Raw genomic sequence first — 26,737 nt, forward strand, 5'->3', positions numbered from 1 at the left:
ACCACCGGGATGATCACGTTATGAATGGTCAACTGAGCACGCATCAGGGCCAGTTGGATGTCGAGACGATACCGCTGCGGCTCGGCACCCGGCGCAGTGCGCTGGCCATGGCCCAGTCCGGGATGGTCGCGCGCGAGGTCAGCCGCCGCACCGGCCGCGAGGTCGAACTGGTGGAGATCACCACCTACGGCGACACCTCCCGCGAGCACCTCGCGCAGATCGGCGGCACCGGGGTCTTCGTCTCCGCGCTGCGCGACGCGCTGCTGGAGGGCCGGATCGACTTCGCCGTCCACTCGCTCAAGGACCTGCCGACCGCCGCGCCCGAGGGCCTCACCCTGGCCGCCGTGCCGCCGCGCGAGGACGCCCGGGACGCCCTGGTGGCCCGGGAGGGTCTCACCCTGGAGGCCCTGGTCGAGAAGTGCGCCGGGCGCGCCGCCCGGATCGGCACCGGCTCGCCGCGCCGGATTGCCCAGCTCAACGCCTGGGCCGCCGCGCAGGGCGTGGAGCTGGAGACGGTGCCCATCCGCGGCAACGTCGACACCCGGATCGGCTTCGTGACCGGCGGCGAGCTGGACGCCGTGGTGCTCGCCACCGCCGGCCTCAACCGGCTGGGCCGCGCCGCCGACATCAGCCAGCACCTGGAGCCCGAGCTGATGCTCCCGGCCCCCGGGCAGGGCGCCCTCGCCATCGAGTGCCGCTCCGACGCGCCCGAACTCCTCGCCGCCCTGGGCGCCCTGGACCATGCCGCCACCCGCGCCGCCGTCGTCGCGGAGCGCGCCCTGCTGGCCGCGCTGGAGGCCGGCTGCTCCGCCCCGGTGGCCGCCCTGGCCCGGCTGAGCAGCACGAACGAACTGCGGCTGGAGGGCGTCGTCGGCACCGTCGACGGCGCCACCCTGCTGACGATGTCCACCACTGGCCCGCTCGCGTCCGACGGGACGGCCGAACGGCAGGCACTGGCCCTGGGCCACGCGCTGGCCGCCAGGCTGCTCGACGGCGGGGCGGCCGGTCTGATGGGGGAGCGAGTCCGATGAGCCCCACCAACACCGCCGACCGCTCCGGACGCTGCACCTTCCTCGGTGCCGGTCCCGGCGACCCCGGTCTGCTCACGCTGCGCGCGGTCGAGGTGCTGGCCTCGGCCGACCTGCTGATCGCCGATCCGCTCACCGCCGGCGCCGTGCGCAGCCACTGCCCCACGGACGTCCAGGTGCACACGCCGGCCGTCGCCGACGGCGCGGGCGCCTCGATCGACATCGGCGGTGGCGACGCCGCCTCGCTCGCCCGGCTGATCGCCGAGGCGATCGAGGCCGGCAAGCACGTGGTCCGCACCGTCGACGGCGACCCGGGCCTGGACGGCCGGGCGGCCGAGGAGATGCTGCTCTGCGCCAAGGCCGGCACCGCCTTCGAGGTGATCCCGGGCGTGGCCCAGTCGGTCGGCGTCCCCGCCTACGCGGGCGTCCCGCTGCGCGGCAGCAACGGCGCCGACGTGCGCTTCGTGGACGGCTCGGCGCTGCTGGCCGGCGCCGTGCTGGACCTCGGCGTGCCCGAGACCACCCTGGTGGTGCGCACCACCCTGGGCCAGCTGCCCGCCACCGCCGCCGCGCTGGTCACCCACGGCCGCAAGCCGGACGCCGCGCTCTGCGCCACGCTCTCGGGCACCACCACCCGCCAGCGCACCTTCACCTCCACGCTGGCCACCATCGCGGCCGACCTGAAGGCGGCCCGGGTGCTGCCCTCGCCGGTCTCCGCCCCGGTGGACCCGGCCACCTCGGTGATAGCCGTGGTCGGCGACCAGGTCGCGCACCGCGACTCGCACTCCTGGTTCGAGACCAAGCCGCTCTTCGGCTGGAACGTCCTGGTGCCGCGGACCAAGGAGCAGGCCACCGGCCTCTCCGAGCAGCTGCGCTCCTACGGCGCGGTCCCGCAGGAGGTGCCGACCATCGCGGTCGAGCCGCCGCGCACCCCGCAGCAGATGGAGCGGGCGATCAAGGGCCTGGTCACCGGTCGCTACGAGTGGATCGCCTTCACCTCGGTCAACGCGGTGCGCGCGGTGCGCGAGAAGTTCGAGGAGTACGGCCTGGACGCCCGGGCGTTCGCCGGGATCAAGGTCGCGGCGGTGGGCGAGACCACCGCCAAGGCGCTGGTGGACTTCGGCGTGAAGCCCGACCTGGTGCCCAGTGGCGAGCAGTCCGCGGCCGGCCTGCTGGAGGACTGGCCGCCGTTCGACCCGGTCTTCGACCCGATCGACCGGGTGCTGCTGCCGCGCGCCGACATCGCCACCGAGACCCTGGTGGCCGGCCTGGTCGAGCTCGGCTGGGAGGTGGACGACGTGACGGCCTACCGGACCGTGCGCGCCTCGCCGCCGCCGGCCGAGACCCGCGAGGCGATCAAGGGCGGCGGTTTCGACGCGGTGCTCTTCACCTCGTCCTCGACCGTGCGCAACCTGGTCGGCATCGCCGGCAAGCCGCACAACGTCACGATCATCGCCTGCATCGGCCCGGCCACCGCCAAGACCGCCGAGGAGCACGGCCTGCGGGTGGACGTGATGGCCCCCGCGCCGTCCGCCTCCGCGCTGGCCCAGGCGCTGGCCGAGTTCGGCGCGGGCCGCCGGGACGCCGCCACCTCGGCCGGCGAGCCGGTCTACCGGCCCAGCGAGCGCCGCCCCGGTTCGCGCCGCAAGGCGCGCTGACCACTGGAGGAGTCTTGTCCTACCCTGCCATCCGCCCCCGCCGGCTGCGCACCACCCCCGCGGTGCGCCGCCTGGTGGCGGAGACCCGGCTGCACCCGGCCGAGTTCATCCTGCCGGCCTTCGTGCGGGAGGGCATCAGCGAGCCGGTGCCGGTGAGTTCGATGCCGGGCGTGGTCCAGCACACCCGCGACACGCTGCGCAAGGCGGCGGTCGAGGCGGCCGAGGCCGGTGTCGGCGGCATCATGCTCTTCGGCGTGCCGCGGACCAAGGACGCGGTGGGCTCGCAGGGCACGGACCCGGACGGCATCCTGCAGCTGGCGATCCGCGACGTGGTCGCCGAGGTCGGCGAGCAGCTGGTCGTGATGTCCGACCTCTGCCTGGACGAGTTCACCGACCACGGGCACTGCGGGGTGCTCGCGGCGGACGGCAGCGTGGACAACGACGCGACGCTGGCCCGCTACGCCGAGATGGCCGTGGTGCAGGCCGAGGCCGGGGTCCACATGGTCGGCCCGTCCGGGATGATGGACGGTCAGGTCGGCGTGGTCCGCCGGGCGCTGGACGCGGCGGGTCACCAGGACGTCGCGGTGCTCGCCTACACGGCCAAGTACGCCTCCGCGCTCTACGGCCCGTTCCGGGAGGCGGTCGACTCCTCGCTCAAGGGCGATCGCAAGACCTACCAGCAGGACCTGGCCAACGCCCGCGAGGCGCTGCGCGAGCTGGAGCTCGACCTCGCCGAGGGGGCCGACCTGGTGATGGTCAAGCCGGCCATGCCCTGCCTGGACATCCTGCGGCAGGTCGCCGACCGCTCGCCGGTGCCGGTGGTGGCCTATCAGATCTCGGGTGAGTACTCGATGGTCGAGGCCGCGGCGGCGAACGGCTGGATCGAGCGGGAGCGGACCATCATGGAGTCCCTCACCTCGATCCGCCGGGCCGGCGCCGAGCAGATCCTCACCTACTGGGCCGTCGAGGCCGCCCGGCTGCTCCGCCGCTGAGCAGGCCTCAGGAGAGGTGACCGAGGGGGCGTCAGCACTGTGCTGACGCCCCCTCGGTGCTGCCCGGCTCAGGCGTGGTGGTGCCAGCCGTCGATCTCGACCTGGCCGCTGCCCTCGCCGCCGGTGGCGGTGTCGGTCGCCCAGCGGGCGCCCTCGAAGCAGGTGTGGACGTGGTCGGTGCCCGCCCAGCCGTCGTGCCAGCCGGCCGCGAAGACCGGGGCGGCGCTGACCACGCCGCCGCCGCTGCCACCGGTGGAGACATGGGCGTAGGCGGGAGCGGCGATACCGGCGATCATCAGCGCGCCGGCCGCGACGGCGGCGGCCCTGCCCAGCATTCTCTGCATGAGGTCGGTCCTCTCTGTCGGAGGCGGACGCCCGGGGGAGCGGCCGCCCACTGTTACTCACATGACTGCGGGGCCGAGGGAGGCGTGCTCCCCAGGCCCCGCCGGGTCGTGCTCTGGAGGGTCAGGTACTGCTCTGGAGGGTCAGGTCGGTCTCAGGTGCGGTCCGTGGACTGCTCGGCGGACCGGTCGGGGCCGGCCGGTCCGCCCGTGTGAGGGGCTGGATCAGCCGATCAGGTGCGACAGCGCGCCGTCACCGTTGCTCTGGGTGGTCTGGCCCACGTTGCAGATCTGGTGCTGCTGCTGGTTGAGGACCGGGATGTCCGCCTGGACGGGGATCAGGCCGACCTGGACGTGGTGGACCTCGGGCAGGCAGATGTTCGGGTTGTCCAGGGTGTGGAAGTTCGGGCTGTGGTCGCCGTGGGTGCCGGTCGCGTTGGTGCCGCCGTTGCCCTGAACGGAGGCGGCCGAGCCGTCCGCGTCGCCGATCGCCATGGAGGGCGCGGCGGACATCGCGATGGCGGCGGTGGCCAGGCCGGCGGTGGCGAGAACCTTCTTCAGCATGGGGTGCTCTCTCTACTGCGGTGGAGTTACTACGGGATGGTGGAGCGGGTGGAACCGGGGGACCGTCAGCCGATCAGGTGCGAGGCGACGCCGTCACCGTTCGACTGGGTCGGCTGGCCGACGTTGCAGACCTGGTGGATCTGCTGGTTGCCGACCGGGATGTCCGCCTGGACCGGCACCAGGCCGACCTGGACGTGGTGGATCTCGGGCAGGCAGATGTTCGCGTTGTCCAGGAAGTGGAAGTTCGGGCTGTGGTCGCCCCACGTCCCGGTGTTGTTGGTACCGCCGTTGCCCTGCAGCGAGGCGCCGGAGCCGTCCGCGTTGCCGATCGCCATCGCCGGGGTCACGCCGGCGGCAACAGCCGCGGCCACCAGGCCGACGGTGGCCAGGGTCTTCTTGATCATGGGAATTCCTCTCTGGATTGCTCGTCCGCTGCGTCTGGGTGCAATCCGTTCAACGAATTGACCTGGTCTGCGGTCACCATGACTTTTGCGGCGTATTCAGGAATGCGATCACATCCGGCAGGGATCTCCGGCTGATCCTCGACTGCGGAGCGAGTGGGCGGCCGATCCGGCCGCCGTCGCGCTCGTTGTGCGGTGACACCGGTATCAAAGAACGGCGGCCGGGAAAGTTACGCGAGGCGTGCCGGGAAAAATTCGGTACGACCTGTTCGCCCGGCGTGTCGGTGCTATTAATAGCCCGTTCTGGCTAAGTCGTGCCCACTCATTCGGCGTCGGGTCGTTGAAGCAGATCGACCCCGGTTGTCTTCGTCGGCCTGTCCGCGCGGCGCCGGGGCCGTTGCCCCACTGCCTCACGAGATCGGATCAGGAACGACGATGAAGCTCTCCAAGCGGACCGGTGTACTGCTGCTGGCGGTCGGCGCCTCGGCCATCGCGGGCCAGGGCGCGGCCGCGGCGGCCGGTGCCAAGCCGATGACGCCCACCGAGGTGAAGGCCGTGGAGGACCAACTGGCCACCAAGAGCGTGCCGCTGCGGGTGCCGTTGGGGACGGTCACCGGGCAGGCGCCGATGCTCGACGGACTGGGCGGCGACGTCACCGGCAGCCTGCCGGCCTCGCCGGTGCAGCCGCCCACGTCGATCGGGCAGGGTGCGCACGAGGTGGTGCCGGACAAGGTGGTGCCGCCGCTCAACTTCAGCAAGGTCGGCCCCAGCCTGGACACCAACGTCCCGGTGCCCGCGCTCGCCGACGGGGTGCGGCCGGGCACGCTGGGCCTGGACGCGCCGCAGGCCCCGCTGAAGGCGGTCGGCCCGGCGGTCGGCCTGGGCCACCCGCTGAACTTCGTGCAGGGCCCCGACGGCGGGTTGAAGGACGGCGACCTGGCGCCCGGCGACCTGGACCCGCGGATCCTGCCCGGCGCGGTCTCGGCGGTGCCGGGGGCCAGTGCCAGCCTCGGCGGCCCGGACAAGCACACCTCGGTGACCCAGGCGGCGCAGAACCTGCTGGCCACCACCATGGCGGCCACCGACGAGGCGATGGGCAACGACTCCCAGGCCTGAGGCCGTCCCCCGAGCAGGGTCCAGGCCCGGTGCGAACGCACGCACCGGGCCTGGACGCTGCTCGGGGGCGGCAGCGGCCCCGGGCCGGGTCAGCTGCCCGGCACGGCGCCCATCAGCAGGCCCAGTCCCGGCAGGTCCTTGGCGCCCCCGCCGTCGCTGAGCGAGCCGGTGACGGCCGTGGAGCTGACCGGCCGCATGCCCGGGTTGTCCGGCTCGACCGCGACCGCGTTGTTGAGCGGGTCGGCGGCGGACTGGGCGAACGGGTCCAGCCGCAGGTCCTTGACCGGCCCGGTGACGTAGCCGGTGGTGCTGCCCAGCGCGCCGAGCGCCGGGCCGACCCGGGTCGGCTGCAGCTGGGCGGTGGGCTCTGCGGCGGCGGCCGCGACGGCGGCGCCGGCGGCAGCCGGCGTGAGCAGCAGCGCGGCCCCCAGCGCGGCCAGCGCGCCGCTGGTGGTGGTGAGGCTCAACGGGGGTCCTTCCCCTGGGTCCGGAGCGGCGCCGCGCGGGCGGCGCCGGGAGACGACGCCGGCCCCCGGACGGAGAGGTCCGGGGGCCGGCGGTCACATGACGGGCGCTGCTCAGCAGTCGTCGTCGTGGTGGTGCTCGGGCTCGGCGTTGACGCAGGTGTTGCCGAAGGCGGGGTTGAGCAGGCCGACCACGTTCACCGAGTTGCCGCAGAGGTTGACCGGGATGTGCACCGGGACCTGGACGGCGTTGCCGGAGCCGACGCCGGCCGAGTGCGCGGCCACGCCCTCGGCACCCGCGCTGGCGTTGGCCGCACCGGCCGCGCCGAGCACCAGGCCCGCGGCGGCGGTGGTGAGGATGGCGATCTTCTTGGTCTGCATGGAAATCTCCAGTTCAGCTACGGCGGGGGCTTGCTCAGCCGTGGTTCAGGCAGGTGTTGCCGAAGGCGGGGTTGAGCAGGCCGACCACGTCGACCGTGTTGCCGCAGAGGTTGACCGGGACGTGCACCGGGACCTGGACCAGGTTGCCGGAGAGCACGCCGGGCGAACCGGCCGCGACGCCCTGGGCGCCCGAGCTGGCGTTGGCGGCACCGGCACCGGCGAGCAGCAGGCCCGCGGCGGCGGCGGACAGGACGACGGTCTTCGAGAACTTGCGCATGGGGGTAATCCTCCGTTGGTTTTCCGGGGCCTTCGCCGCAGTTGCGGTCGAGGCCTTCCGGCGCATCGGGCGAAACAGGAAAGGTGATCGGAAGGTTCCGGTCGGCTGCCCGGAATCACTCGGGCGGGCGAAAAGGCGGTGAGCTCGCCGCGGCCCCGGACCGGAATGCCGTTCCGATCGTCAGTGGTTGACGCAGGTGTTGCCGAAGGCCGGGTTCAGCAGGCCGATCACATCGACACTGTTGCCGCACAGGTTGACCGGGACGTGCACCGGAATCTGCACCAGGTTGCCGGAGAGCACACCGGGCGAACCGGCCGCGACACCCTCGGCACCGGCGTGGGCGGAGGCGGCGGACGCGCCGCCCAGGATCAGGGCAGCGGCGGCGGCCGCGCCGAACGCGCCGTGGACGAGCTTGCGCATGACGGATTCTCTTTCTGCCTACGGTTGCTGACGGTGTGAAGCGGCTTCCCGAGCTAGAACGACCGGCGTCCCGGGCGGAAACGGGCGGGTGGCGGGATCGTCGGTGGGATCACCCGATCGCCTGGCGGCACGGGGCGGCGGGCCGGCGCAGGTGCGTACGAACGGGTGATTCAGGATTGGAAGCCGCAACCAGGTGGCAAAGGGGTCGTTGCTGATCATGCACGCATCGTGCTCAGCAACAAGGAGACTCAATATGAGCGTCAAGAAGGCTGCCGCTGTCGGCGCCGCTGTGGTCGGCATCGTGGCCGCGGGTGCCGGTACCGCCCTGGCCAGCTCCGGGGCCGAGGGCGCCGCGGTCGGTTCCCCGGGTGTGCTCTCGGGCAACGCCGTCCAGGTTCCGATCCACATCCCGGTCAACGCTTGCGGCAACAGCGTCGACGTGATCGGCCTGCTGAACCCGGCCTTCGGCAACACCTGCGTCAACGAGGGCTGACCCACGCCCGGCCGAGCCGCCGCCTGCCGCCTCCCCTCCTGAGGCACCCGGGCGGCGGCTTCGGCATGCCCGCACGCCTGCCCGGCGCGAGCACCTGTCCGAACAGGTGAGCCACGCAACGGACATGAGTGCGACTCAAGTTTCGTTGTCCTGAGCCTTGTTGTACTACTTGTCAGTACCTACGATGTGAACCCGCTCACCGCACCACTCCGCCACCCCCACCTAGGAGTCATGCGTGATCAGGAGATTCACCTCAGGTCCCCCCACCGCCCTGCTGGCCGTGGCCGCGCTGGTCGCCACCCTGGGCCTGGCCGCCGGTGCCCCGCAGGCCCGGGCCGACACGGCGAGCCCGCGGGCCGCGCTGCCGGGCGCGATCGTCTCGCTCGGCGACAGCGCCATCTCCGGGGAGGGCGCCGGCACCGACACCAGTGACGGCTACTTCGCGGGCACCGACGGCCCCAAGGACTACTGCCACCGCCACCCCCAGTCGGAGATCTTCGACACCGGACTGTCCGGCCTGACCGCCGTCGACCTGGCCTGCTCCGGGGCCCAGACCGGAGACCTGGTCAGCGACCCGACCCTGGCGCAGGTCACCGGCGGCGGCAGCGGCGACTACGGCGAGCCCAAGCAGGACGCCCAACTCGCGCAGACCGCGGCCAAGTACGACGTCAAGATGGTGGTCGTCACGATCGGCGCCAACGACGACTTCGACTTCAGCGGGATCATGGAGAGCTGCCTCGGCCAGTACTTCCCGATCCCGCAGTCGACCGGCTGCCGGGACACCATCGGCAGCGCCGCCATCACCCAGCGGGCCGCCAAGGTGATCCCCAAGGTGACCGCCGCGATCACCGACGTCCGCGACACCATGCGGACCGCCGGCTACCCGGACGGCTCCTACCAGCTGGTCTTCCAGTCGTACTTCACCCCGATCACCCCCGACATCCGGGCCAACGACTACGCGACCAAGGTCGCCCAGGGCTGCCCCGCCTTCCCCGAGGACCTGGCCTGGGGCCACAACTGGGTGGTGCCGACCTTCGACGACGCGCTGCGCCAGGCCGCCGAGGCGGTGCCGGGCGTCCGCTTCCTGGACCAGCGCCGGGTCTCCTACGGCCACGAGGTCTGCGCGGAGTGGACCACCTCGCCCTACGAGTACACCAACGGCGACGTGATCGACCTCTCGGAGAACACCCGCAACGGCTGCGACTTCTCGATCGGGATCCTCTCGCTCTGCGAGAACGAGATCCGGCAGTCCTACCACCTGCGGGTGGCCGGCTACCACGGCGAGGGAAACTGCCTCGCCGAGTTCTACGACCAGCCGGGCCAGCAGGAGGCGTACTGCACCCTCGACCAGGGCGACGGCACCACGATCATGCCGCTGACGCCGGGTCAGCCGTTCGGCGACGGGCCCGAGGACGGTGCCTGGTACCAGCTGACCAACACGGCCACCGGCCAGGTGCTCGACCTGTCCGGCGGCGGCACCTACGGTGACAGCACCAACGGCCGGCTCGCCATCAACTACCCGGCCGACGGCGGCCTCAACCAGTCCTTCGTGCTGGAGGCCAAGCCCGGCGGCAGCTACGAGCTGGACTTCAGCGGCAACCGGAACATGTGCCTGGACGCCACCGGCGGCGCCACCGCGACCGGCACCCGGCTGGAGCAGTGGAGCTGCAACGGCGGCGGCAACCAGCACTGGGTCTTCGAGCCGGCCGGCAACGCCCGCTACAAGCTCGCCGACTCGCAGAACACCGCGATGGTCGCCACGGCCAGTGCCGACCACGACGGCCAGAACAACCCGATCGTCGAACTGGCCGCGGACACCGGTGCCTCGGCCCAGCTCTGGCAGCTGACCAAGCTCGGCATCGTCTACCTGCACAGCTGACCAACCTTCAGGCCTGCGTGGGAAGTCGGCCCGCCCGACCTCCCACGCAGCGTCAGGGGGCCGCTAGGGTGAACACGGTGATCACTACCGAACGCCTGCGCCTGCGCCCGCTGACCACCGCCGACACCGACTGGTGGGTCGAGCTGCACGCCGACCCCGAGGTCGGCCGCTTCCTCGGCGGCTACACCCGCGAACAGGCGGCCGCCCGGCTGGCCGGCATCGAGGAGCAGTGGCAGCAGCGCGGCCACGGCCTGTGCGCCATCGAACTCGCCACCACCGGCGAGCCGATCGGCCGCAGCGGCCTCTTCTGGTGGGAGCAGTTCGACGAGACCGAGGCCGGCTGGACCCTGGCCCGCCCGCACTGGGGCCACGGCTACGCCGTCGAGGCCGCCCGCGCCGTACTGGCCTGGGGCTTCGGCGAGTTGGGCCTGACCCGGATCACCGCCATGATCCACCTCGGCAACGACGCCTCCACCGCCGTCGCCCACCGCCTGGGCTTCACCCCCCTGCGCACGGACACCCTCGCAGGCCGCCCGATCACGGTTCACGCCCTGGACCGGCCGACCTCCGCCGCGCGCTACGACAGGTCCTAGCGGGCGGCGCGGCTCACGGCCAGACCAGGCAGTACAGCTGGTGCCCCGCGTCGTGCAGCCGGTTCGCGAAGTCCTGCCACTCGTGGAGCATGCTGTAGATCACGAACGCGTCGCGCGGTCCGCGGCGGTCGGGGACGGTGGACCAGATGAAGGCGGCCGCGCCCAGCTCGGTGTCGTCCGCCTTGCGCAGGGGCTCGACCACGGTGTGGGGGAGCTGGACGACGGCGTAGTCAGGGTGGAGGACGACGAGCTCCAGCGGGGGGACCTGGTGCAGCGGGACGCCCTCGATGCCGGTGAGGACCATGGCGCTCATGGTCTCCGGCTTGATCTTGGTGGAGAGGTGGCCGGTGGGGGAGCCGCTGGTCTCCATCAGGTCGCCGAGGCGGCCGAGCGAGCCGAGCTCGCCGGCGTCCAGACCCAGGCCGCCGGGGCCGAGCGCGGTGGGGACTCTGGCGGCGGTCGCGCGGTCGGGTGCGCCGAAGTATTTGTACGTTACCCCCACGCTTCCTTCACCCCGCCTTCCCCTTCCCGCGCGGGCGGCCTTGCGGCCGGCCCCCGTGGCCTCCTCGAAGCCGTCCTGCTCCTCGGACACTCGGACCATCCTCACCGGAATTCGCCGGAATCGACAGACCCCCGGACATCCGGTGTCCCGCCGGATGTCCTGTTTTGCCGTTTTGTCACCATTTGCGCGTCGAGTGTGCGCCGCATTCGGCCATGCTCGACCGCATCGCGTCACCTCGGGCCCGTCCCCCACCGGGGCGCGGGACCGCGCGCTCTCCAGTGTGCGGGATGAACGGACCCGTAGCCGCACACGGATCATCGTTCCAGATGATCGGGTCCGACATGCAGAGGTAAAGGACACGATTTGAGAGCGGAGCCGTTTGAGCCGTTTGAGAGGATGTGCTCTTGTGAGCTACCCCTATGAAGCACCCCAGTCCCAGTCGCTCTTCGAACGAGCCTCGGTCGTCACCCCCGGCGGGGTCAACTCCCCGGTGCGCGCCTTCCGCGCGGTCGGCGGCACCCCGCGCTTCATGGTCTCCGGCACCGGCCCCTACCTGACCGACGCCGACGGCCGCGAGTACGTCGACCTGGTCTGCTCCTGGGGGCCGATGATCCTCGGCCACGCGTACCCGGCCGTGCTGGACGCGGTCCGGGAGGCGGTCGGTCGCGGCACCTCCTTCGGCACCCCCGGTCAGGGCGAGGTGGAGCTGGCCGAGGAGATCGTCGCGCGGGTCGCTCCGGTCGAGCAGGTCCGGCTGGTCTCCTCCGGCACCGAGGCCACCATGTCCGCGATCCGGCTGGCCCGGGGCTTCACCGGCCGGGCCAAGGTGATCAAGTTCGCCGGCTGCTACCACGGCCACGTGGACGCGCTGCTGGCCGCGGCCGGCTCCGGGGTGGCCACCTTCGCGCTGCCGGACACGCCCGGGGTGACGGGGGCTCAGGCCGGCGACACGATCGTGCTGCCGTACAACGACCTGGCGGCGGTCGAGGAGGCCTTCGCGCTGCACAGCGGCGAGATCGCCTGCGTGATCACCGAGGCGGCCCCGGGCAACATGGGTGTGGTGCCGCCGCTGCCCGGCTTCAACGCGGGCCTGGCCAGGCTCTGCGAGGAGAACGGCGCGCTCTTCGTCTCCGACGAGGTGATGACCGGCTTCCGCGTCTCCAAGGCCGGCTGGTACGGCCTGGAGGCGGCGCACGAGGGCTGGGCGCCGGACCTGCTCACCTTCGGCAAGGTGATGGGCGGCGGCTTCCCGGCCGCGGCCTTCGGCGGACGGGCCGATGTGATGGCCCACCTCGCGCCGGCCGGCCCGGTCTACCAGGCGGGCACCCTCTCCGGGAACCCGATCGCCACCGCCGCCGGCCTGGCCCAGCTGCGGGCCTGCACCGACGAGGTCTACGCGACCGTCGGCAAGGTCGCCGAGACGGTCTCCTCGCTGGTCACCGAGGCGCTCACCAAGGAGGGCGTGGCGCACCGGCTGCAGAAGGCGGGCACCATGTTCTCGGTCTTCTTCACCGACGAGCCGGTCACCGACTACGCCTCGGCCAAGCGGCAGGAGGCCTTCCGCTTCACCGACTTCTTCCACAGCCTGCTGGCCGACGGGGTCTACCTGCCGCCGTCCGCCTTCGAGTCCTGGTTCGTCTCCGCCGCCCACGACGAGCGCGCGCTGGAGCGGATCGCCGCCGCGCTGCCCGCCGCCGCCCGCGCCGCCGCGCTGGCCAAGCCCACCGAGGAACTCCGATGACCACCGACACGCCGGGGACGGGCCCCGAGATCACCGTCGTCCACCTGGTCCGGCACGGCGAGGTGCACAACCCGGAGGGCGTGCTCTACGGGCGCCTGCCCGACTACCACCTCTCCGAACTGGGCCGGCGGATGGCCGACCGGGTCGCCGAGCACCTGGCCGACCGCGACATCACCTACGTGGTCGCCTCCCCGCTGGAGCGGGCCCAGGAGACCGCCGAGCCGACCGCCGAGTCGCACGGCCTGAAGGTCGCGGTGGACGAGCGGCTGATCGAGTCCACGAACGTCTTCGAGGGCAAGACCTTCGGCGTGGGCGACGGCTCGCTGCGCAACCCCCGCTACTGGAGGCACCTGACCAACCCCTTCCGCCCGTCCTGGGGCGAGCCGTACGTCGAGGTCGCGGTGCGGATGATGGGCGCGCTGGCCGCCGCCCGGGACGCGGCGCGCGGGCACGAGGCGGTCGCGGTCAGCCACCAGCTGCCGGTCTGGACGGCCCGCTCGTTCGCCGAGAAGCGCCGGCTCTGGCACGACCCGCGCAAGCGGCAGTGCTCGCTGGCCTCGGTGACCAGCTTCACCTACGAGGGCGACCGGCTGGTCTCGGTCGGCTACCGCGAGCCGGCCAGGGACCTGCTGCCGGCGCACCTGACGGGCCAGGGCAAGAAGGGCGACAAGCCGGTCGCCAAAAGCTTCGGGGCCTAGGACCGGCCGGTAATTGAGGGGCTTGGTTTTCCGGCTCTCATTCGGCGTTTAAAGGATCTTTACAACGCCAGTTCAGTGGGGGGTCGACACGTAACTGCCGACCCCCCTCAAAGCCTCTGAACTGCCATGCGAAACTTTTCACATGTCTGCTACGCCCCGCTTCCGCCTGGCCGCGCTGCTCACCGCCGCGGCAGCAGTCCTCGCCCTCGCCGGATGCTCGACGGGATCGGGCGGCAGCGGCGACGCCCAGGCCGGCTTCGTCTCCGGCACCGGTGGCGTGGACACGGTGCCGCTCGCCGCGCGCAAGGCGGCCCCGGCGATCGCGGGCAAGGACCTGGAGGGGCAGCAGGTCAAGCTCTCCGACTACGCGGGCAAGATCGTGGTGGTCAACATCTGGGGCTCCTGGTGCTCGCCCTGCCGCGACGAGGCCAAGGGCCTGGAGCAGTCCTACGAGAAGTACAAGGACCAGGGCGTCCAGTTCCTCGGCATCAACACCCGGGACACCGACCCGACCAACGCCCACCAGTTCGAGGTCAACCAGGGCATCACCTACCCGAGCATCTACGACCCGGACGGCACCCAGATCCTGAAGTTCCCCAAGGGCAGCCTCAACCCGCAGGCGATCCCGACCACCATGGTGGTCGACCGGCAGGGCCGGCTGGCCGCCCGGGCGATGAAGGCGATGTCGATCTACGACCTCGACGCCATGCTCGCGCCGCTGCTGGCGGAGCACTCGTGAGCGCAGCACTCGTGAGCGGGGCGCTCCTCGCCGTCGCGGAACCCAACGCGACCGTCTCCACCGGGCCGCTGCTGCTGGCCGCGCCGATCGCGGTGGCCGCGGGCCTGGTCTCCTTCTTCTCGCCCTGCGTGCTGCCCCTGGTGCCGGGCTACCTCTCCTACGTGACCGGCTTCTCGGCCGCCGACCTGGCGGACGCCCAGGGCCGGCGCCGCGGGCGGATGCTGGCCGGGGCGGTGCTCTTCGTCCTCGGGTTCTCGGTCGTCTTCGTCTCCGGCGGGGCGCTCTTCGGCTACTTCGGGCAGGACCTGAAGGACCACACCGTCGTCATCAACCGGGTGCTCGGTGTGCTGACCGTGCTGATGGGCCTGTCCTTCATGGGCGTGCTGCCCGGCTTCAGCACCCGTGAGTTCCGCTCGCACCACCGCCCGGTGGTCGGACTGCTCGGCGCCCCGATGCTCGGGCTGGTCTTCGGGATCGGTTGGACGCCGTGCCTGGGACCGACCCTGACCTCGCTGCAGGGCCTGGCGTGGAACCAGGCGAGTGCCGGGCGCGGCGCGTTCCTGATGACCGTCTACTGCTTCGGGCTGGGCGTACCGTTCGTGCTGGCCGCCCTGGCCTTCCGCCGGGCGCTGGGGGCCTTCGGTTTCATCAAGAGGCACTACCAATGGGTCATGCGGATCGGCGGCGGCCTGCTGGTGGTCGTCGGGATCCTGCTGGTCACCGGCGGCTGGGACTACCTGACCAACCAGCTCCAGTACGCCTTCAGCAACTCCTCGATCGGATTCTGACCGTGAGTGACACCGACCTCAAGGCGCCCGCCGCCGGTGAGCAGCCACCGGCCGACGAGGCGTCCGCCGCGCGGCTCACCACCGCTCCGGTCGAATCCGACGCGCCCACCGGGATAGGGGTGCTCGGCTGGCTGCGCTGGACCTGGCGGCAGCTGACCTCGATGCGGGTCGCGCTGATCCTGCTCTTCCTGCTCTCGCTCGCCGCGATCCCGGGCTCGCTGATCCCGCAGACCGGCGAGAACGCCTTCCAGGTGCAGACCTGGCAGCAGGCGCACAAGGACCTGACCCCGATCTACCAGAAGCTGCAGCTGTTCAACGTCTACAGCTCGGTCTGGTTCTCGGCGATCTACATCCTGCTCTTCGCCTCGCTGGCGGGCTGCATCATCCCGCGCACCTGGCAGTTCGTCGGGGTGCTGCGGGCCAAGCCGCCGGCCGCGCCCGCCAACCTGACCCGGATGCCGGTCTACGCGGCCTGGCACACCGACGTCGATCCCGCGGCGGCCGCGGCCGCGGCCCAGCGGCTGCTGCGCGGGCGGCGGTTCCGGGCGCACACCAGCGGCGGCGCGGTGGCGGCCGAGAAGGGCTACCTGCGCGAGGTCGGCAACCTGCTCTTCCACCTCTCGCTCTTCGCCCTGCTGGCGGGCTTCGCCTGGGCGAGCCTGGCCAGCGGCACCGGCGGCAAGCTGGTGGTCCAAGGTGACGGCTACACCAACACGCTGACCCAGATGGACGACTTCTCCGGGTCGGCCTTCTACGGTCCCGACGACCTGGACCCGTTCGGCTTCCACCTGGACGACTTCACCGCGACCTACCAGCTGACCGGCGACCAGATGGGCCAGCCCCGCACCTTCGCGGCCAACGTCCACTACTGGCAGGGCTCCGACCCGACCAAGCTCAAGGCCGGCGACATCCAGGTCAACCACCCGCTGGAGATCGGCGGCAGCAAGGTCTTCCTGATCGGCCACGGCTACGCCCCGGTGATCACGGTCAAGGACGCCACCGGCAAGGTGGTCTTCCATGACGCGGTGCCCTTCCTGCCGCAGGACGCCAACCTGACCTCGACCGGCGTGGTCAAGGTCAGCGACTACGGGCAGAAGGACGGCAAGAAGGTCCAGCTCGGCTTCTCCGGCTTCTTCCTGCCGACCGCGCCGGACAACTTCGACCCGACCATGGGCCCGCGCTCGCTCTTCCCGGGCGACGCCAACCCGGCGCTGGTGCTCAACGCCTACGAGGGCGACCTGGGCACCGACTCCGGCACCCCGCAGAACGTCTACCAGCTGGACCTGAGCCACCTGACGCAGCTGCAGCAGGACGGGCAGCCCGCCGCGAAGAAGATGACGCCCGGCCAGGGTTGGGAACTGCCCGACGGCTACGGCTCGATCACCTTCGACGGCTACAAGCAGTGGGCCAGCTTCAGCGTCTCGCACCGCCCGGGCAACTCGATCGCGCTCGCGGGCGCGGTGCTGGCGATCGTGGGCCTGATCGGCTCGCTGCAGGTGCAGCGGCGCCGCATCTGGGTCCGCGCGGTCGCCGCGCCGGGCGGTCGCACCCTGGTCGAGCTGGCGGGCCTGTCGCGCAGCGAGTCGGCGAAGATCGCCGAGGAACTGGCGGAGTTGGCGGTCGAGCTGCAGGACGACGCACCGGCCCTGGACGACGAGCCCGACTCCGACGAACGCGACCCCGACGAACGCGACTCCGAGGGGCCCGACCTCGACGAGCCCGACCTCGACGAGCCGTCCGCGGCCGAGGAGCCGTCAGCCGCCGCGCCACCTGACACACCAGCAGACGCCACCCCCGCCGCCCAGGAAACCAAGGGAGTAGACCGGTGAACCTCGCCATCGGGGTCAATACCCAGCTGTCGGGCCTGTCCGACAAATTGATCTACTCGGCCATGTTCGTCTACGCGCTGGCCATGTTCGCCCACATGTTCGAGTGGACCTTCGGCAGCAAGGGCGGCGTCGCCCGGCGCTCGGTCGCGCAGGCCTCGCTCGCCGAGGCGGCTGCCGCGACCACCGCGGCCGGGCAGGCCGAGGCGGCCCGCGCGGCGAAGAAGGTGACCGTCACGGTCGCCACCTCCGGCGGCGGCACCACCACGCTGACCCGCACCGCGCTGGCAGGCGAGGGCAAGGCGGTGGTCACCAGCGGGCGTGGCGACGAGCAGGAGGCCGACGGTCCGGGTGCGGCCGGCGGCAGCGAGAAGGGCGACCTGGCCGGCCGGATCGCGATCTCGCTCACCGTGCTCGGGTTCCTGTGCAACTTCGCCGGCGTGCTCTTCCGCGGCCTGTCGGTGATGCGGTTCCCGTGGGGGAACATGTACGAGTTCTCCTGCGCCTTCGGCGTCACCATGATCGGCACCTACCTGCTGCTGCTGGTGCTCGGCAAGCCGGTGCGCTGGATGGGCCTGCCGGCGGTGGTCGCCGTCACGCTCAACCTGGGCCTGGCCACCACCGTGCTCTACACCGCCGACGAGCAACTGGTCCCGGCGCTGCACTCGTACTGGCTGGGCATCCACGTCACCACCGCGATCATCTGCGGTGGCGCCTTCTACGCGGCCTTCGCCTCCACGGCGCTCTACCTGGGCCGCGAGTCCTTCGACAAGCGCCGCGCGGCCGGCCTGGCCGGCGGCCCGTTCAAGACCCCGGCCTCGATCTGGGAACGGCTGCCCGCCACCGCGACCCTGGACAAGCTCTCCTACCGGATCAACGCCCTGGTCTTCCCGCTGTGGACCTTCACCATCATCGCGGGCGCGATCTGGGCGGAGTCGGCCTGGGGCAAGTACTGGGAGTGGGACCCGAAGGAGACCTGGTCCTTCATCACCTGGGTGGTCTACGCCTGCTACCTGCACGCCCGGGCCACCGCGGGCTGGCGAGGCCGCAAGGCGGGCTACCTGGCGCTGCTGGCCTTCGCCTGCTTCATCTTCAACTACTACGGCGTCAACATCTTCATCACCGGTAAGCACTCCTACGCCGGCGTGGGGTGACCCGAGCGGCACCGGCCCGAGCGGGCCGGCGCCGCCGCGAGGGTGGCAAAGCCGATGCGACGTCGGCCGGATCACGTTCTGACGGGGTGTCACGCCCGCTCCGGTGGGCAGGAATCAGAACAGCCGATCGGCTGTGACAGAGTAGGACGTACCGGTACCAATTGCGCGGTGCCGAAGGCGAGGAGGTCGGACATGGAGAGCGAAGAGCTCATGCTGACGGTCCGTATCACCGTCGCCGAGCGCGCGCTGCTGCGCCGCCTCGCCCAGGGGCACCGCAGCGACCTCTCCGAGGTGGTGGCCGACGGGCTGCTCGACGTGCTGCCCACGCTGCAGGGCACCGCACGCGCCTACCGGCTGCTGGCCGCGCTCGCCGATCCCGCCCCGTGCGCGCTGACCGTCTGGCTGCCGACGCCGCTGGCCGACCTCCTGGTGCCCGCCGCCGACCAGGTGGCGCTGGCCACCGGGGTGCGGCTGGGCTCGGGCTGCGCGATGCTCGGGGCCGCGCTGCGGCTCTGGCTGGCCCAGGACCCGCAACTGCTGGCCGAGCACCTGGACCTGATGCACGCCGGGCGCTCCAGCGCGCTGGTCGCCGCCTGAGCCGCCTGAGCCGTCGAAGTCGCCTGGCTCGCTCAAGCCGCTGAAGCCGTCCGGTCCCCGCGCCCGTCCGGTCGATTCCCGTCCGCCCGTCCGCCCGTCCGCCCGTCCGCCCGTCCGCCCGTCCGCCCGTCCGCCCGAGCCGCGCTGCGGCTGTCCGGCAGGGCCGGCGTGCGATCCCGCGGCGCGGGATCGCACACGCGGGCCCGCGGTCAGCGAAGGGCCCGCCGGGCCCCGTGGCGCCCGGTTACGCGGCCCACTGCCAGCTGACCGGCGAGTAGTACGCGGGGCGGCGCTCGGAGCGCGTCCAGCGGGCGATCGGCTCGATGGCCGGCAGGGCCGCGGCGGCCTGCTGGCCGGCCGCGGCGCGGGCCAGCAGGACGGCGGTGAGGGCGGCCAGCTCCTCGTCGGAGAGGGCGCCGCGGGTGACGCGGACGAGCGGTTCGGTGGACGCGATGGACGCGGTCATGATCGGGTTTCTCTCCCCCGGAAGCTGCGGACGGCGAATGGTCGGACGGCTGCGCGCAGCCGCTACATCGGCGGGTTGCCGTGCTTGCGGGAGGGCAGGTCGGCGTGCTTGGTGCGGAGCATGGTCAGCGCCGAGGCGAGCACCGAGCGGGTCTCGGCGGGGTCGATGACGTCGTCCACCAGGCCGCGCTCGGCCGCGTAGTACGGGTGCATCAGCTCGCTCTTGTACTCCTTGATCTTCTGCGCGCGCATCGCGTCCGGGTCCTCGGCCCCGTTGATGTCGCGGCGGAAGATCACGTTGGCCGCGCCCTCGGCGCCCATCACGGCGATCTCGTTGGTCGGCCAGGCGTAGGAGAGGTCGGCGCCGATCGAGCGGGAGTCCATCACGATGTAGGCGCCGCCGTAGGCCTTGCGCAGGATGAGCTGGATCCGCGGCACGGTGGCGTTGCAGTAGGCGTAGAGCAGCTTGGCGCCGTGCCGGATGATGCCGTCGTGCTCCTGGTCGACGCCGGGCAGGAAGCCGGGCACGTCCAGCAGGGTGACCAGCGGGATGTTGAACGCGTCGCACATCTGCACGAAGCGGGCGGCCTTCTCGGAGGCGTTGATGTCCAGCACGCCGGCCAGCGACTGCGGCTGGTTGGCGATCAGGCCCACCACGTGGCCGTCGATCCGGGCCAGCGCGACGATCACGTTGGTCGCCCAGCGCTCGTGGATCTCCAGGTACTCGCCGTGGTCGACGATCTCCTCGATCACCTTGCGCATGTCGTACGGGCGGTTGCCGTCGGCGGGCACCAGGTCGAGCAGCGAGTCGTTGCGCCGGTCCACCGGGTCGTCGCTCGGCGTGGCCGGCGGCATCTCGCGGTTGTTCTGCGGCAGCAGCGAGAGGAGGAAGCGGACCTCCTCGATGCAGGACTGCTCGTCGTCGTAGGCGAAGTGCGAGACGCCGGAGACGGCGGAGTGGACGTCGGCGCCGCCCAGGCCGTTCTGGGTGATCTGCTCGCCGGTGACCGCCTGGACCACGTCGGGACCGGTGATGAACATCTGCGAGGTCTCGCGGACCATGAAGATGAAGTCGGTCAGCGCGGGGCTGTAGGCCGCGCCGCCGGCGCAGGGGCCGAGCATCACGGAGATCTGCGGGATCACGCCGGAGGCGCGGGTGTTGCGCTGGAAGATGCCGCCGTAGCCGGCCAGGGCGGTGACGCCCTCCTGGATCCGGGCGCCGGCGCCGTCGTTGAGCGAGACCAGCGGGGCACCGGCCGCGATGGCCATGTCCATGATCTTGTGGATCTTCTGCGCGTGGGCCTCGCCCAGCGCGCCGCCGAAGATCCGGAAGTCGTGCGCGTAGGTGAAGACGGTGCGGCCGTGCACGGTGCCCCAGCCGACGATCACGCCGTCGGTGTGCGGCTTCTTGCCCTCCAGGCCGAAGCCCTGGGCGCGGTGCCGGCGCAGCGGCTCCACCTCGTGGAAGGAGCCCTCGTCCAGCAGCAGGTCGATCCGCTCACGCGCTGTCAGCTTGCCCTTGGCGTGCTGCGCCTCGGTCGCCTTGTCGCTCGGACCGCGCCGCACCCGCTCGCGCAGTTCGTGCAGCTCGGCCACCCGGCCGCGCGCGTCGGTGGGATCCCCCGCCGCGGCCTCCTGCAACACCGTCATCTCGAACTCCCAGGTATATGAGCGAGCGAGCAGTCGGTGTCGGCTGTGGCCTCCGGCTGCGATTTCCTGCTTCCCCTACGACATTACGAGGGTCGAGTGCTCCGTTTCGGCGTTGATTCCGTACAAGGTCCGGGAGCTTTACCTGTCGGGCCTGTACAGAAAACCCGGCCGGTGACTACCGGGGGTAGTGAGCCTGGTGTCCCTTGTGGGCCGCCTTGCCCGGTGCACGCCAAGATCGTCCGGTCCTGGCCCGGTGGAATGACTTCCCAGCTCAGAGTGGGTGTGAAGGGGTGTCGGCAGGGGGGTCGGCAGGGTGCCGCAGGGGGTCTTCGGAGGTGCGTGATCGACGCCGGCCACGGACCGTCAGTCGTAGAGATGCGCCAAAAGAGGAAGATAGCGGATCAGTGGGTACAGCACCGGGTCGAGGCGGACACAGCCCAGGGTCCGGCCCGTGCGCGGCGCCATGGGCCGGACCGGGCCGGGTGGGGTGGCTCAGGCGGGCCCGTCACCCGGGCCCTCGCGGCGGCGGCGCTCGTTCTCCCGCGACAGCGCGGCCAGGAACTCGGGATCGTCGTCCGGCGCCGGCACCCGCCCGGGTGCGCCGGCCCCGACCCGGGCCGCGCCGAGCACCGGCAGCCCGCGCCGACGCCCCGCCAGCAGCCAGACCAGCGGCCCGACCAGCACCTCGCCGAAGAACAGGATGAGCAGCAGCCAGATGGCCTTGGGCAGCAGGCGGACCTCCTGCTCCGGCGTGGTCAGGCAGTCGATGAACGCCCAGATCCAGAGCACCAGGACGACCAGGAATGGTACGAAGTCCAGCACGGCGGCGATCTCCCCCCACGGACCGGGTGGTGGCCGGGCCCGCGCCGAGCGCGCTGCGGCGGGCCCTGTTGACCAGGCCAGGCTAGCGGGTAGCCGATACTGGCAGGCATGGCATACGACGATCTCCGCTCCTTCCTGCGGGCCCTCGAACGAGAAGGCGACCTCAAGCGCATCAAGGTCGAGGTCGACCCCCACCTGGAGATCGGCGAGATCGTCGACCGGGTGCAGAAGGCCAAGGGCCCGGCGCTGCTCTTCGAGAACGTCAAGGGCGCCGAGATGCCGCTGGCGATGAACGTCTTCGGCACCGAGCGCCGGCTCGCCAAGTCGCTCGGCCTCAAGTCGCCCGAGGACATCGCCCAGAAGATCGCCGGCCTGCTCAAGCCGGAGCTGCCGCAGGGCTTCACCGGCGTGCGGGACGCCTTCGGCAAGCTCGCCTCGATGGCCCACGTGCCGCCGCGCAAGGTCAAGTCGAGCGAGGCGCCGGTGCAGGAGGTGGTGCTGACCGGGGACGAGGTCGACCTGGAGAAGCTGCCCGCGCTCTTCACCTGGCCCAAGGACGGCGGCTCCTTCTTCAACCTGGGGCTCACCCACACCAAGGACCCGGACAGCGGGGTGCGCAACCTCGGCCTCTACCGGCTGCAGCGGCACGACAAGCGGACCATCGGCATGCACTGGCAGATCCACAAGGACAGCCGCAACCATGCCGCGGTGGCCGCCCGGCGCGGCGAGCGGCTGCCGGTCGCGATCGCCTTCGGCTGCCCGCCGGTGGTCACCTACGCCGCCACCGCACCGCTGCCCGGCGACATCGACGAGTACCTCTTCGCGGGCTTCGTGGCCGGCGAGCGGGTCAAGATGGTCGACTGCAAGACCGTCCCGCTCCAGGTCCCGGCCGACGCCGAGGTGGTCCTGGAGGGCTGGCTGGAGCCCGACCAGCTGCTCCCCGAGGGCCCGTTCGGCGACCACACCGGCTTCTACACCCCGCAGGAGCCCTTCCCGGCGCTCACCATCGACTGCCTGACGATGCGTCGGCGCCCGCTGCTGCAGTCCATCGTGGTCGGCCGCCCGCCGACCGAGGACGGCCCGCTGGGCAAGTTCACCGAGCGCTTCTTCCTGCCGCTGCTCAAGGTGATCGTGCCGGACATCGTCGACTACGACCTGCCCGAGGCCGGCGGCTTCCACAACTGCGTGATCGTCTCGATCGACAAGAAGTACCCCAAGCACGCCCAGAAGGTGATGCACGCGATCTGGGGCGCGCACATGATGTCGCTGACCAAGCTGATCATCGTGGTGGACGCCGACTGCGACGTGCACGACTACCAGGAGGTCGCCTGGCGGGCGCTGGGCAACACCGACTACAGCCGCGACCTGAGCGTGGTGGAGGGCCCGGTGGACCACCTCGACCACGCCTCCTACCAGAAGTTCTGGGGCGGCAAGGCGGGCATCGACGCGACCCGTAAGCTCCCGGAGGAGGGCTACACCCGCGATGGCGGGTGGCCCGAGATGATCACCTCGGACCCGGCCACGGCCGAACGGGTGACGGCACGCTGGAAGGAGTACGGGCTGTGATGGCTCCAGGCATGATGAGGGCGAAGGGGCGGGGCGCTGCTCCCCGCACTAGCGGGGTTGGTCCCGGGCTGTGACCACCGCCGCCGACCTGTTCGAGGCCCCGCCCCCGAACAGGGCCAGGGCCTTCCTGCGCCTGGTCATGATCGAGCACTCGGTCTTCGCCCTCCCGTTCGCCTACATCGCCACCCTCACCGCGATGTTCCTGGCCGACAAGCGGGTGCACTGGGGCCAGCTCCTGGTGGTCACCCTCGCCATGGTGAGCCTGCGCACCTTCGCGATGGCGGCGAACCGGATCATCGACCGCGAGCTCGACGCCCGCAACCCCCGCACGGCCGGCCGCGAGCTGGTCACCGGCGCGGTCTCGCTGCGCACCGCATACACCGGCTCGGCGATCGCGCTGCTGGTCTTCCTCGCCTCGGCGGCCTCGCTCAACACGCTCTGCCTGGTGCTCGCGCCGGTCGCCGTGGTGCCGATGGTGGTCTACCCGTACGGCAAGCGGTTCACCGACTTCCCGCAGGCCATCCTCGGCCTGGCCCAGGCGATGGGCCCGATCGGCGCCTGGCTGGCCGTCACCGGCAGCTGGTCCTGGCAGGCCGTGGTGCTGGGCCTGGCGGTCGGCATCTGGATCGGCGGCTTCGACCTGATCTACGCCTGCCAGGACATCGAGACCGACCGCGCGGAGAGCGTCCGCTCGGTCCCGGCCCGGTTCGGCATCGCGGGCGCCCTGTACGGCGCGCGCGCCTGCCACCTGGTCACCAGCGGCCTGCTGGCCTGGTACGGCGTCCTCACCCACGCCGGCCCGGCCTACTACGTGGGACTCGCCGTGGTGGTGGCCGCCTTCCTGTACGAGCACAGCATCGTCAAGCCGGGCGACATCTCGCGGCTCAACCGCGCCTTCTTCACCACCAACGGCTTCGTCGGCATCTCGCTCTTCGGCCTCGCCCTGCTCGACCTGATCCTGCGCGGGCTGCGCCTGGGCTGAGCCGGGGCGGTGTGTCCGGCCGGTGCCGATGCGGGATGATCGGAACCCCCGACAGCACCTGGAGGCGGCACATGATCGGCACCCTGCAGAGCGTGGTCCTGGACTGCCACTACCCGGCCGCGCTGGCCCGCTTCTACGCGGTGCTGCTCGGTGGCGAGGTGGACCGCCCCGACCCGCAGTGGTCGCTGGACGAGGACTGGTCCACCCTGCACACGCCGGGCGGCCCGGTCCTCGCCTTCCAGCGGGTGGCGGACTTCCACCCGCCCCAGTGGCCCGATCCGCTGCACCCGCAGCAGGTCCACCTGGACGTGGAGGTGGCGGACCTGGCCGCCGCCGAGCGCGAGGTCACGGCGCACGGGGCGGCGCTGCTGCGGCGCGGCGAGGGCTGGGTGGTCTACGCCGACCCGGCCGGGCACCCGTTCTGCCTGCTCCCCGCCTGACGCCGGGCCGGTGGGCCGGTGGGCCGGGGTGCCCGGCGCCCGCTGTCCGTGGCCCGCTGCCCGCCGTACGCCGCTCAGAGCAGCCGCAGCCGGTCGCCGACCCGCAGCAGCCCCGGCGCGCTCACCATGGCCAGCGCGTCCAGCCGGTTGTCGTGCTCCTTGGCCAGCACCCGCAGGATCTCCGGGGCGTGCGGCAGCCCCGGCTGCGCCGCGGTGGCCATCACGCAGCGCTCGCTGGAGCGGACGAAGCGGAGCCGGGCGCCCGACTTCAGCGCGGCCTCCCGGCCGAGCCAGTCGTCCTCGACGAAGGGCCTGGTCCCCGGCGGGGTGCGGAGCAGGATGTTGGGGCGGAACCGTCGTTCGTCGACCAGCGCGGTCGGCACGGCCTCGCGGACCCAGTCCAGCGTGGCGGTGGTGAGCAGGCTGACCGGGAGCTGGTCGAAGTGCGAGACGGCGTCCTCGCGGGCCAGCCCGACGTCCTCGCGCTGCAGGTAGGCGCGGAGGAAGGCGTCCGGGTCGGCGACCGTGCGGCCGAGCGGATCGAGCAGCTCGGGGCCGTCCAGCCGGCGCCCCAGGCGCGAGCCGAGCCGCAGCAGCCCGTCCATCCGGCGGAACCGCCGGGTGTTCTTGCCCGAGCCGAACCGGCCCTCGCCGTCCCGGACCGCGTAGAGCCGGTCACCGGCCAGGCCGCGATCGTCGACGGCGACCTCCGACAGGCGCTCCCCGGCGGTGGACTTCACGGGATAGCGCCAGAGCCGCTCGACCACACCGACGATCTCTGCCATGGCCGGTCAGCCTATCGGGGGCGGCGAGGGATGGTCTAGACCTATAGGGGTCATCGCTGATCAGCCGCCCCACGGGCCTCCCTGACGGACCGTCGGACGGGCCCGGGGCGCCGCTCGCCAGGGCCCGGGCAGGAGCTCAGCGGCGCTTGCCGCGGCCCTTGCGGTAGCCGAGCAGGGCGTCCCGCTCGGCGGCGAAACCGGGGTTGGGGGCGAGCACGGTGTGGGTGGGGACCGGCAGCGGGAAGCCGCGGCCGCCGGTCACCTCGACCCGCAGCAGCCGGGTGCCGCCGCGCTGCTCCTCGCGGATCTCCTTGACCTGCGACCACTCGATCAGCTGCGTGGGGCCCAGCGCCCGCCGCACCTCGATGCCGGCGCGGCTGAGCGTGGTGCGGCCGCGGGCGAAGCCCGCGCCGAGCGGTACGAAGATCACGACCGCGCCGATCGCGGCGGCCGGGCCGTTGCCGGTGAGCAGCAGCGCGCCGCCGCAGACCACGACGACCAGGGCGAGCAGGCGCAGCAGGTAGATCGTGAGCTGGCGTCTCGACGGGCTGAAAGTCAGATTCTCCACCCGCGGACAGTACCCGCAGCTCACCCCACGCGCGCCACCGCCCGCACCGGCGCCCCGTCGGCGGCCGCCAGCCGCAGCGGGAAGAGGCTCACGCCGATCGGCTTCTCCCGGGCCTGGGCCTCCAGCAGCGCGGTGAGGTCGGTGAGGTTCTCCGCGATCACGCCGCCGCCCTCGGCGCCCAGCAGGATCCGGTGCGCGGCCAGCTGCGGCTGCGCGGCCGCCGGCTCGCCGTCGTGCTCGTCGCTCAGGCCGGCCAGCAGGGCGGCCACCGCCGGGTCGCCCGGGCCCGGGTCGGGGGTGGGGTCCACGCTCAGCGCGTCCACCCCGACCGTGCGCACGCCGGCCGCGACGATGGCCTCGGCCGCCTCCGGGGTCAGGTACGGGTGGGCCAGGTACCGCTCGGAGCCCCAGAACCGGGGCCAGCCGGTGGCCAGCAGCAGCACCGTGCCCGGCGCGGCCTTGGCCAGCGCGGGCGCCAGCTGCTCGGGCGTCACGGCGCTGCGGGCCGGCAGCGCCCGCAGGTCGGCGACCACCGCGGGGCCGGTGAAGCGCTCCAGCGGCAGCCCGTCCAGGGTCGGCCAGGTGACGTCCACGTGGTACGGCGCGTCCACGTGGGTGCCGGACTGCGAGCCCAGGTGCAGCGCGAGCACGTTCACCCCGGCGGTGTCGGTGGTCAGCGCGGGGCGCAGCCCCACCTCCGGGTCGCCGGGGTAGACGGGCATGCCGGTGGTGACCTGGTGGGTGAGGTCGATCAGGGTCGGCGCCATGCCGACATCCTGCCGCGTCCCACGCCCTAGGGTGCGAGGT

The 26,737-nt window shown here is 72.1% G+C and carries 31 protein-coding genes; 17 read left to right on the plus strand and 14 right to left on the minus strand.

Going from position 1 to position 26,737, the window contains the following annotated elements; genetic code table 11:
• Positions 1-20: 20 nt before the first annotated feature.
• The 3 genes from hemC to hemB are packed head-to-tail and all read left to right on the plus strand — an operon-like array spanning position 21 to position 3,678.
• On the plus strand, positions 21-1,031 hold the full coding sequence (hemC, locus tag OG455_RS22965; protein WP_266296596.1) for a hydroxymethylbilane synthase: 1,011 nt from the start codon (positions 21-23) through the stop codon (positions 1,029-1,031).
• Entirely contained in the window at positions 1,028-2,686 is a 1,659-nt protein-coding gene (locus tag OG455_RS22970; protein WP_266296599.1) for a bifunctional uroporphyrinogen-III C-methyltransferase/uroporphyrinogen-III synthase, read from the plus strand. Before hemC ends, OG455_RS22970 begins: the two co-directional genes overlap by 4 nt.
• Positions 2,683-3,678 (plus strand): porphobilinogen synthase, encoded by a 996-nt coding sequence (gene hemB, locus OG455_RS22975; RefSeq protein WP_266300918.1) that lies wholly within the window; start codon positions 2,683-2,685, stop codon positions 3,676-3,678. The genes OG455_RS22970 and hemB overlap by 4 nt, the downstream gene beginning before the upstream one ends.
• A 68-nt stretch (positions 3,679-3,746) precedes the next feature.
• Here hemB and OG455_RS22980 read toward each other — a convergent pair whose 3' ends face one another.
• The 3 genes from OG455_RS22980 to OG455_RS22990 all read right to left on the minus strand — a co-directional run bounded on the left by OG455_RS22980 (position 3,747) and on the right by OG455_RS22990 (position 4,987).
• Positions 3,747-4,022 carry a hypothetical protein gene (locus OG455_RS22980; protein ID WP_266296601.1) on the minus strand — a complete coding sequence of 92 codons (276 nt, stop codon included), beginning with the start codon at positions 4,020-4,022 and terminating at the stop codon, positions 3,747-3,749.
• Positions 4,023-4,244: 222 nt separating this feature from the next.
• The gene (locus tag OG455_RS22985; RefSeq protein WP_266296603.1) at positions 4,245-4,583 is read right to left on the minus strand and encodes a rodlet layer protein; all 339 of its coding nucleotides are present in this window, start codon (positions 4,581-4,583) and stop codon (positions 4,245-4,247) included.
• 65 nt (positions 4,584-4,648) lie between these two features.
• The gene (locus OG455_RS22990) at positions 4,649-4,987 is read right to left on the minus strand and encodes a rodlet layer protein (RefSeq protein ID WP_266296605.1); all 339 of its coding nucleotides are present in this window, start codon (positions 4,985-4,987) and stop codon (positions 4,649-4,651) included.
• 432 nt (positions 4,988-5,419) lie between these two features.
• On the opposite strand from OG455_RS22990, the gene OG455_RS22995 reads away from it, so the two are divergent.
• A complete protein-coding gene (locus OG455_RS22995; RefSeq protein ID WP_266296607.1) occupies positions 5,420-6,100 on the plus strand; it encodes a hypothetical protein in 681 nt (226 codons plus the stop codon).
• A gap of 89 nt (positions 6,101-6,189) precedes the next feature.
• Here the strand turns inward: OG455_RS22995 and OG455_RS23000 are convergent, their stop codons facing one another.
• The 4 genes from OG455_RS23000 to OG455_RS23015 form a co-directional block, all read right to left on the minus strand.
• Positions 6,190-6,567, minus strand: a complete 378-nt coding sequence (locus OG455_RS23000) for a hypothetical protein (protein ID WP_266296609.1) — start codon at positions 6,565-6,567, stop codon at positions 6,190-6,192.
• 111 nt (positions 6,568-6,678) lie between these two features.
• On the minus strand, positions 6,679-6,945 hold the full coding sequence (locus tag OG455_RS23005; RefSeq protein ID WP_266296611.1) for a chaplin: 267 nt from the start codon (positions 6,943-6,945) through the stop codon (positions 6,679-6,681).
• 34 nt (positions 6,946-6,979) lie between these two features.
• A complete protein-coding gene (locus OG455_RS23010) occupies positions 6,980-7,222 on the minus strand; it encodes a chaplin (RefSeq protein ID WP_266296613.1) in 243 nt (80 codons plus the stop codon).
• 180 nt (positions 7,223-7,402) lie between these two features.
• Entirely contained in the window at positions 7,403-7,642 is a 240-nt protein-coding gene (locus OG455_RS23015) for a chaplin (RefSeq protein WP_266296615.1), read from the minus strand.
• A 253-nt stretch (positions 7,643-7,895) separates the two neighbouring features.
• Between OG455_RS23015 and OG455_RS23020 the strand changes: the two genes are divergently transcribed.
• The 3 genes from OG455_RS23020 (at position 7,896) to OG455_RS23030 (ending at position 10,607) form a co-directional block, all read left to right on the plus strand.
• On the plus strand, positions 7,896-8,135 hold the full coding sequence (locus tag OG455_RS23020; protein WP_266296617.1) for a chaplin: 240 nt from the start codon (positions 7,896-7,898) through the stop codon (positions 8,133-8,135).
• A 235-nt stretch (positions 8,136-8,370) separates the two neighbouring features.
• Positions 8,371-10,014 carry an RICIN domain-containing protein gene (locus OG455_RS23025; RefSeq protein ID WP_266296619.1) on the plus strand — a complete coding sequence of 548 codons (1,644 nt, stop codon included), beginning with the start codon at positions 8,371-8,373 and terminating at the stop codon, positions 10,012-10,014.
• 77 nt (positions 10,015-10,091) lie between these two features.
• Positions 10,092-10,607, plus strand: coding sequence for a GNAT family N-acetyltransferase (locus OG455_RS23030; protein ID WP_266296621.1), 516 nt, complete (start codon positions 10,092-10,094; stop codon positions 10,605-10,607).
• 13 nt (positions 10,608-10,620) lie between these two features.
• On the opposite strand, the gene OG455_RS23035 is transcribed toward OG455_RS23030, so the two are convergent.
• Entirely contained in the window at positions 10,621-11,109 is a 489-nt protein-coding gene (locus OG455_RS23035; RefSeq protein WP_266300919.1) for a hypothetical protein, read from the minus strand.
• Positions 11,110-11,515: 406 nt separating this feature from the next.
• Between OG455_RS23035 and hemL the strand changes: the two genes are divergently transcribed.
• From hemL to OG455_RS23070, 7 genes are all read left to right on the plus strand, one after another.
• Positions 11,516-12,850 carry a glutamate-1-semialdehyde 2,1-aminomutase gene (gene hemL, locus OG455_RS23040; protein WP_266296623.1) on the plus strand — a complete coding sequence of 445 codons (1,335 nt, stop codon included), beginning with the start codon at positions 11,516-11,518 and terminating at the stop codon, positions 12,848-12,850.
• Positions 12,847-13,548, plus strand: coding sequence for a histidine phosphatase family protein (locus OG455_RS23045; protein WP_266296625.1), 702 nt, complete (start codon positions 12,847-12,849; stop codon positions 13,546-13,548). Before hemL ends, OG455_RS23045 begins: the two co-directional genes overlap by 4 nt.
• 142 nt (positions 13,549-13,690) lie before the next feature.
• Positions 13,691-14,287 (plus strand): TlpA disulfide reductase family protein, encoded by a 597-nt coding sequence (locus OG455_RS23050; protein ID WP_266296627.1) that lies wholly within the window; start codon positions 13,691-13,693, stop codon positions 14,285-14,287.
• Positions 14,284-15,075: a cytochrome c biogenesis CcdA family protein gene (locus OG455_RS23055; protein ID WP_266296629.1), complete on the plus strand. Its 792-nt coding sequence runs from the start codon at positions 14,284-14,286 to the stop codon at positions 15,073-15,075. Before OG455_RS23050 ends, OG455_RS23055 begins: the two co-directional genes overlap by 4 nt.
• Positions 15,076-15,077: 2 nt before the next feature.
• Positions 15,078-16,904 carry a cytochrome c biogenesis protein ResB gene (locus tag OG455_RS23060; RefSeq protein ID WP_266296631.1) on the plus strand — a complete coding sequence of 609 codons (1,827 nt, stop codon included), beginning with the start codon at positions 15,078-15,080 and terminating at the stop codon, positions 16,902-16,904.
• Positions 16,901-18,055, plus strand: a complete 1,155-nt coding sequence (gene ccsB, locus OG455_RS23065) for a c-type cytochrome biogenesis protein CcsB (RefSeq protein WP_266296633.1) — start codon at positions 16,901-16,903, stop codon at positions 18,053-18,055. Before OG455_RS23060 ends, ccsB begins: the two co-directional genes overlap by 4 nt.
• Positions 18,056-18,247: 192 nt before the next feature.
• A complete protein-coding gene (locus OG455_RS23070; RefSeq protein WP_266296635.1) occupies positions 18,248-18,652 on the plus strand; it encodes a hypothetical protein in 405 nt (134 codons plus the stop codon).
• A gap of 244 nt (positions 18,653-18,896) precedes the next feature.
• Here the strand turns inward: OG455_RS23070 and OG455_RS23075 are convergent, their stop codons facing one another.
• The 3 genes from OG455_RS23075 to OG455_RS23085 all read right to left on the minus strand — a co-directional run bounded on the left by OG455_RS23075 (position 18,897) and on the right by OG455_RS23085 (position 21,589).
• Positions 18,897-19,118, minus strand: a complete 222-nt coding sequence (locus tag OG455_RS23075) for an acyl-CoA carboxylase epsilon subunit (protein WP_266296637.1) — start codon at positions 19,116-19,118, stop codon at positions 18,897-18,899.
• A 62-nt stretch (positions 19,119-19,180) separates the two neighbouring features.
• Positions 19,181-20,767 carry an acyl-CoA carboxylase subunit beta gene (locus OG455_RS23080; RefSeq protein ID WP_266296639.1) on the minus strand — a complete coding sequence of 529 codons (1,587 nt, stop codon included), beginning with the start codon at positions 20,765-20,767 and terminating at the stop codon, positions 19,181-19,183.
• 492 nt (positions 20,768-21,259) lie between these two features.
• Entirely contained in the window at positions 21,260-21,589 is a 330-nt protein-coding gene (locus OG455_RS23085; RefSeq protein ID WP_266296641.1) for a PLD nuclease N-terminal domain-containing protein, read from the minus strand.
• 108 nt (positions 21,590-21,697) lie between these two features.
• On the opposite strand from OG455_RS23085, the gene OG455_RS23090 reads away from it, so the two are divergent.
• The 3 genes from OG455_RS23090 (at position 21,698) to OG455_RS23100 (ending at position 24,577) form a co-directional block, all read left to right on the plus strand.
• Entirely contained in the window at positions 21,698-23,155 is a 1,458-nt protein-coding gene (locus OG455_RS23090; protein WP_266296643.1) for a menaquinone biosynthesis decarboxylase, read from the plus strand.
• A gap of 70 nt (positions 23,156-23,225) precedes the next feature.
• A complete protein-coding gene (gene mqnP, locus OG455_RS23095) occupies positions 23,226-24,137 on the plus strand; it encodes a menaquinone biosynthesis prenyltransferase MqnP (RefSeq protein ID WP_266296645.1) in 912 nt (303 codons plus the stop codon).
• Positions 24,138-24,208: 71 nt separating this feature from the next.
• Complete coding sequence (locus OG455_RS23100; RefSeq protein ID WP_266296647.1) at positions 24,209-24,577, plus strand: VOC family protein; 369 nt, start codon at positions 24,209-24,211, stop codon at positions 24,575-24,577.
• Positions 24,578-24,651: 74 nt separating this feature from the next.
• Here the strand turns inward: OG455_RS23100 and OG455_RS23105 are convergent, their stop codons facing one another.
• From OG455_RS23105 to OG455_RS23115, 3 genes are all read right to left on the minus strand, one after another.
• Entirely contained in the window at positions 24,652-25,362 is a 711-nt protein-coding gene (locus OG455_RS23105; protein ID WP_266296649.1) for an MOSC domain-containing protein, read from the minus strand.
• Positions 25,363-25,498: 136 nt separating this feature from the next.
• On the minus strand, positions 25,499-25,930 hold the full coding sequence (locus OG455_RS23110) for a PH domain-containing protein (RefSeq protein WP_266296651.1): 432 nt from the start codon (positions 25,928-25,930) through the stop codon (positions 25,499-25,501).
• Between the two features lie 20 nt (positions 25,931-25,950).
• On the minus strand, positions 25,951-26,697 hold the full coding sequence (locus OG455_RS23115) for a cyclase family protein (RefSeq protein ID WP_266296653.1): 747 nt from the start codon (positions 26,695-26,697) through the stop codon (positions 25,951-25,953).
• Between the last annotated feature and the right edge of the window lie 40 nt (positions 26,698-26,737).

Origin of the sequence: Kitasatospora sp. NBC_01287 (assembly GCF_026340565.1) — a bacterium.
Taxonomy (GTDB): Bacteria; Actinomycetota; Actinomycetes; order Streptomycetales; family Streptomycetaceae; genus Kitasatospora.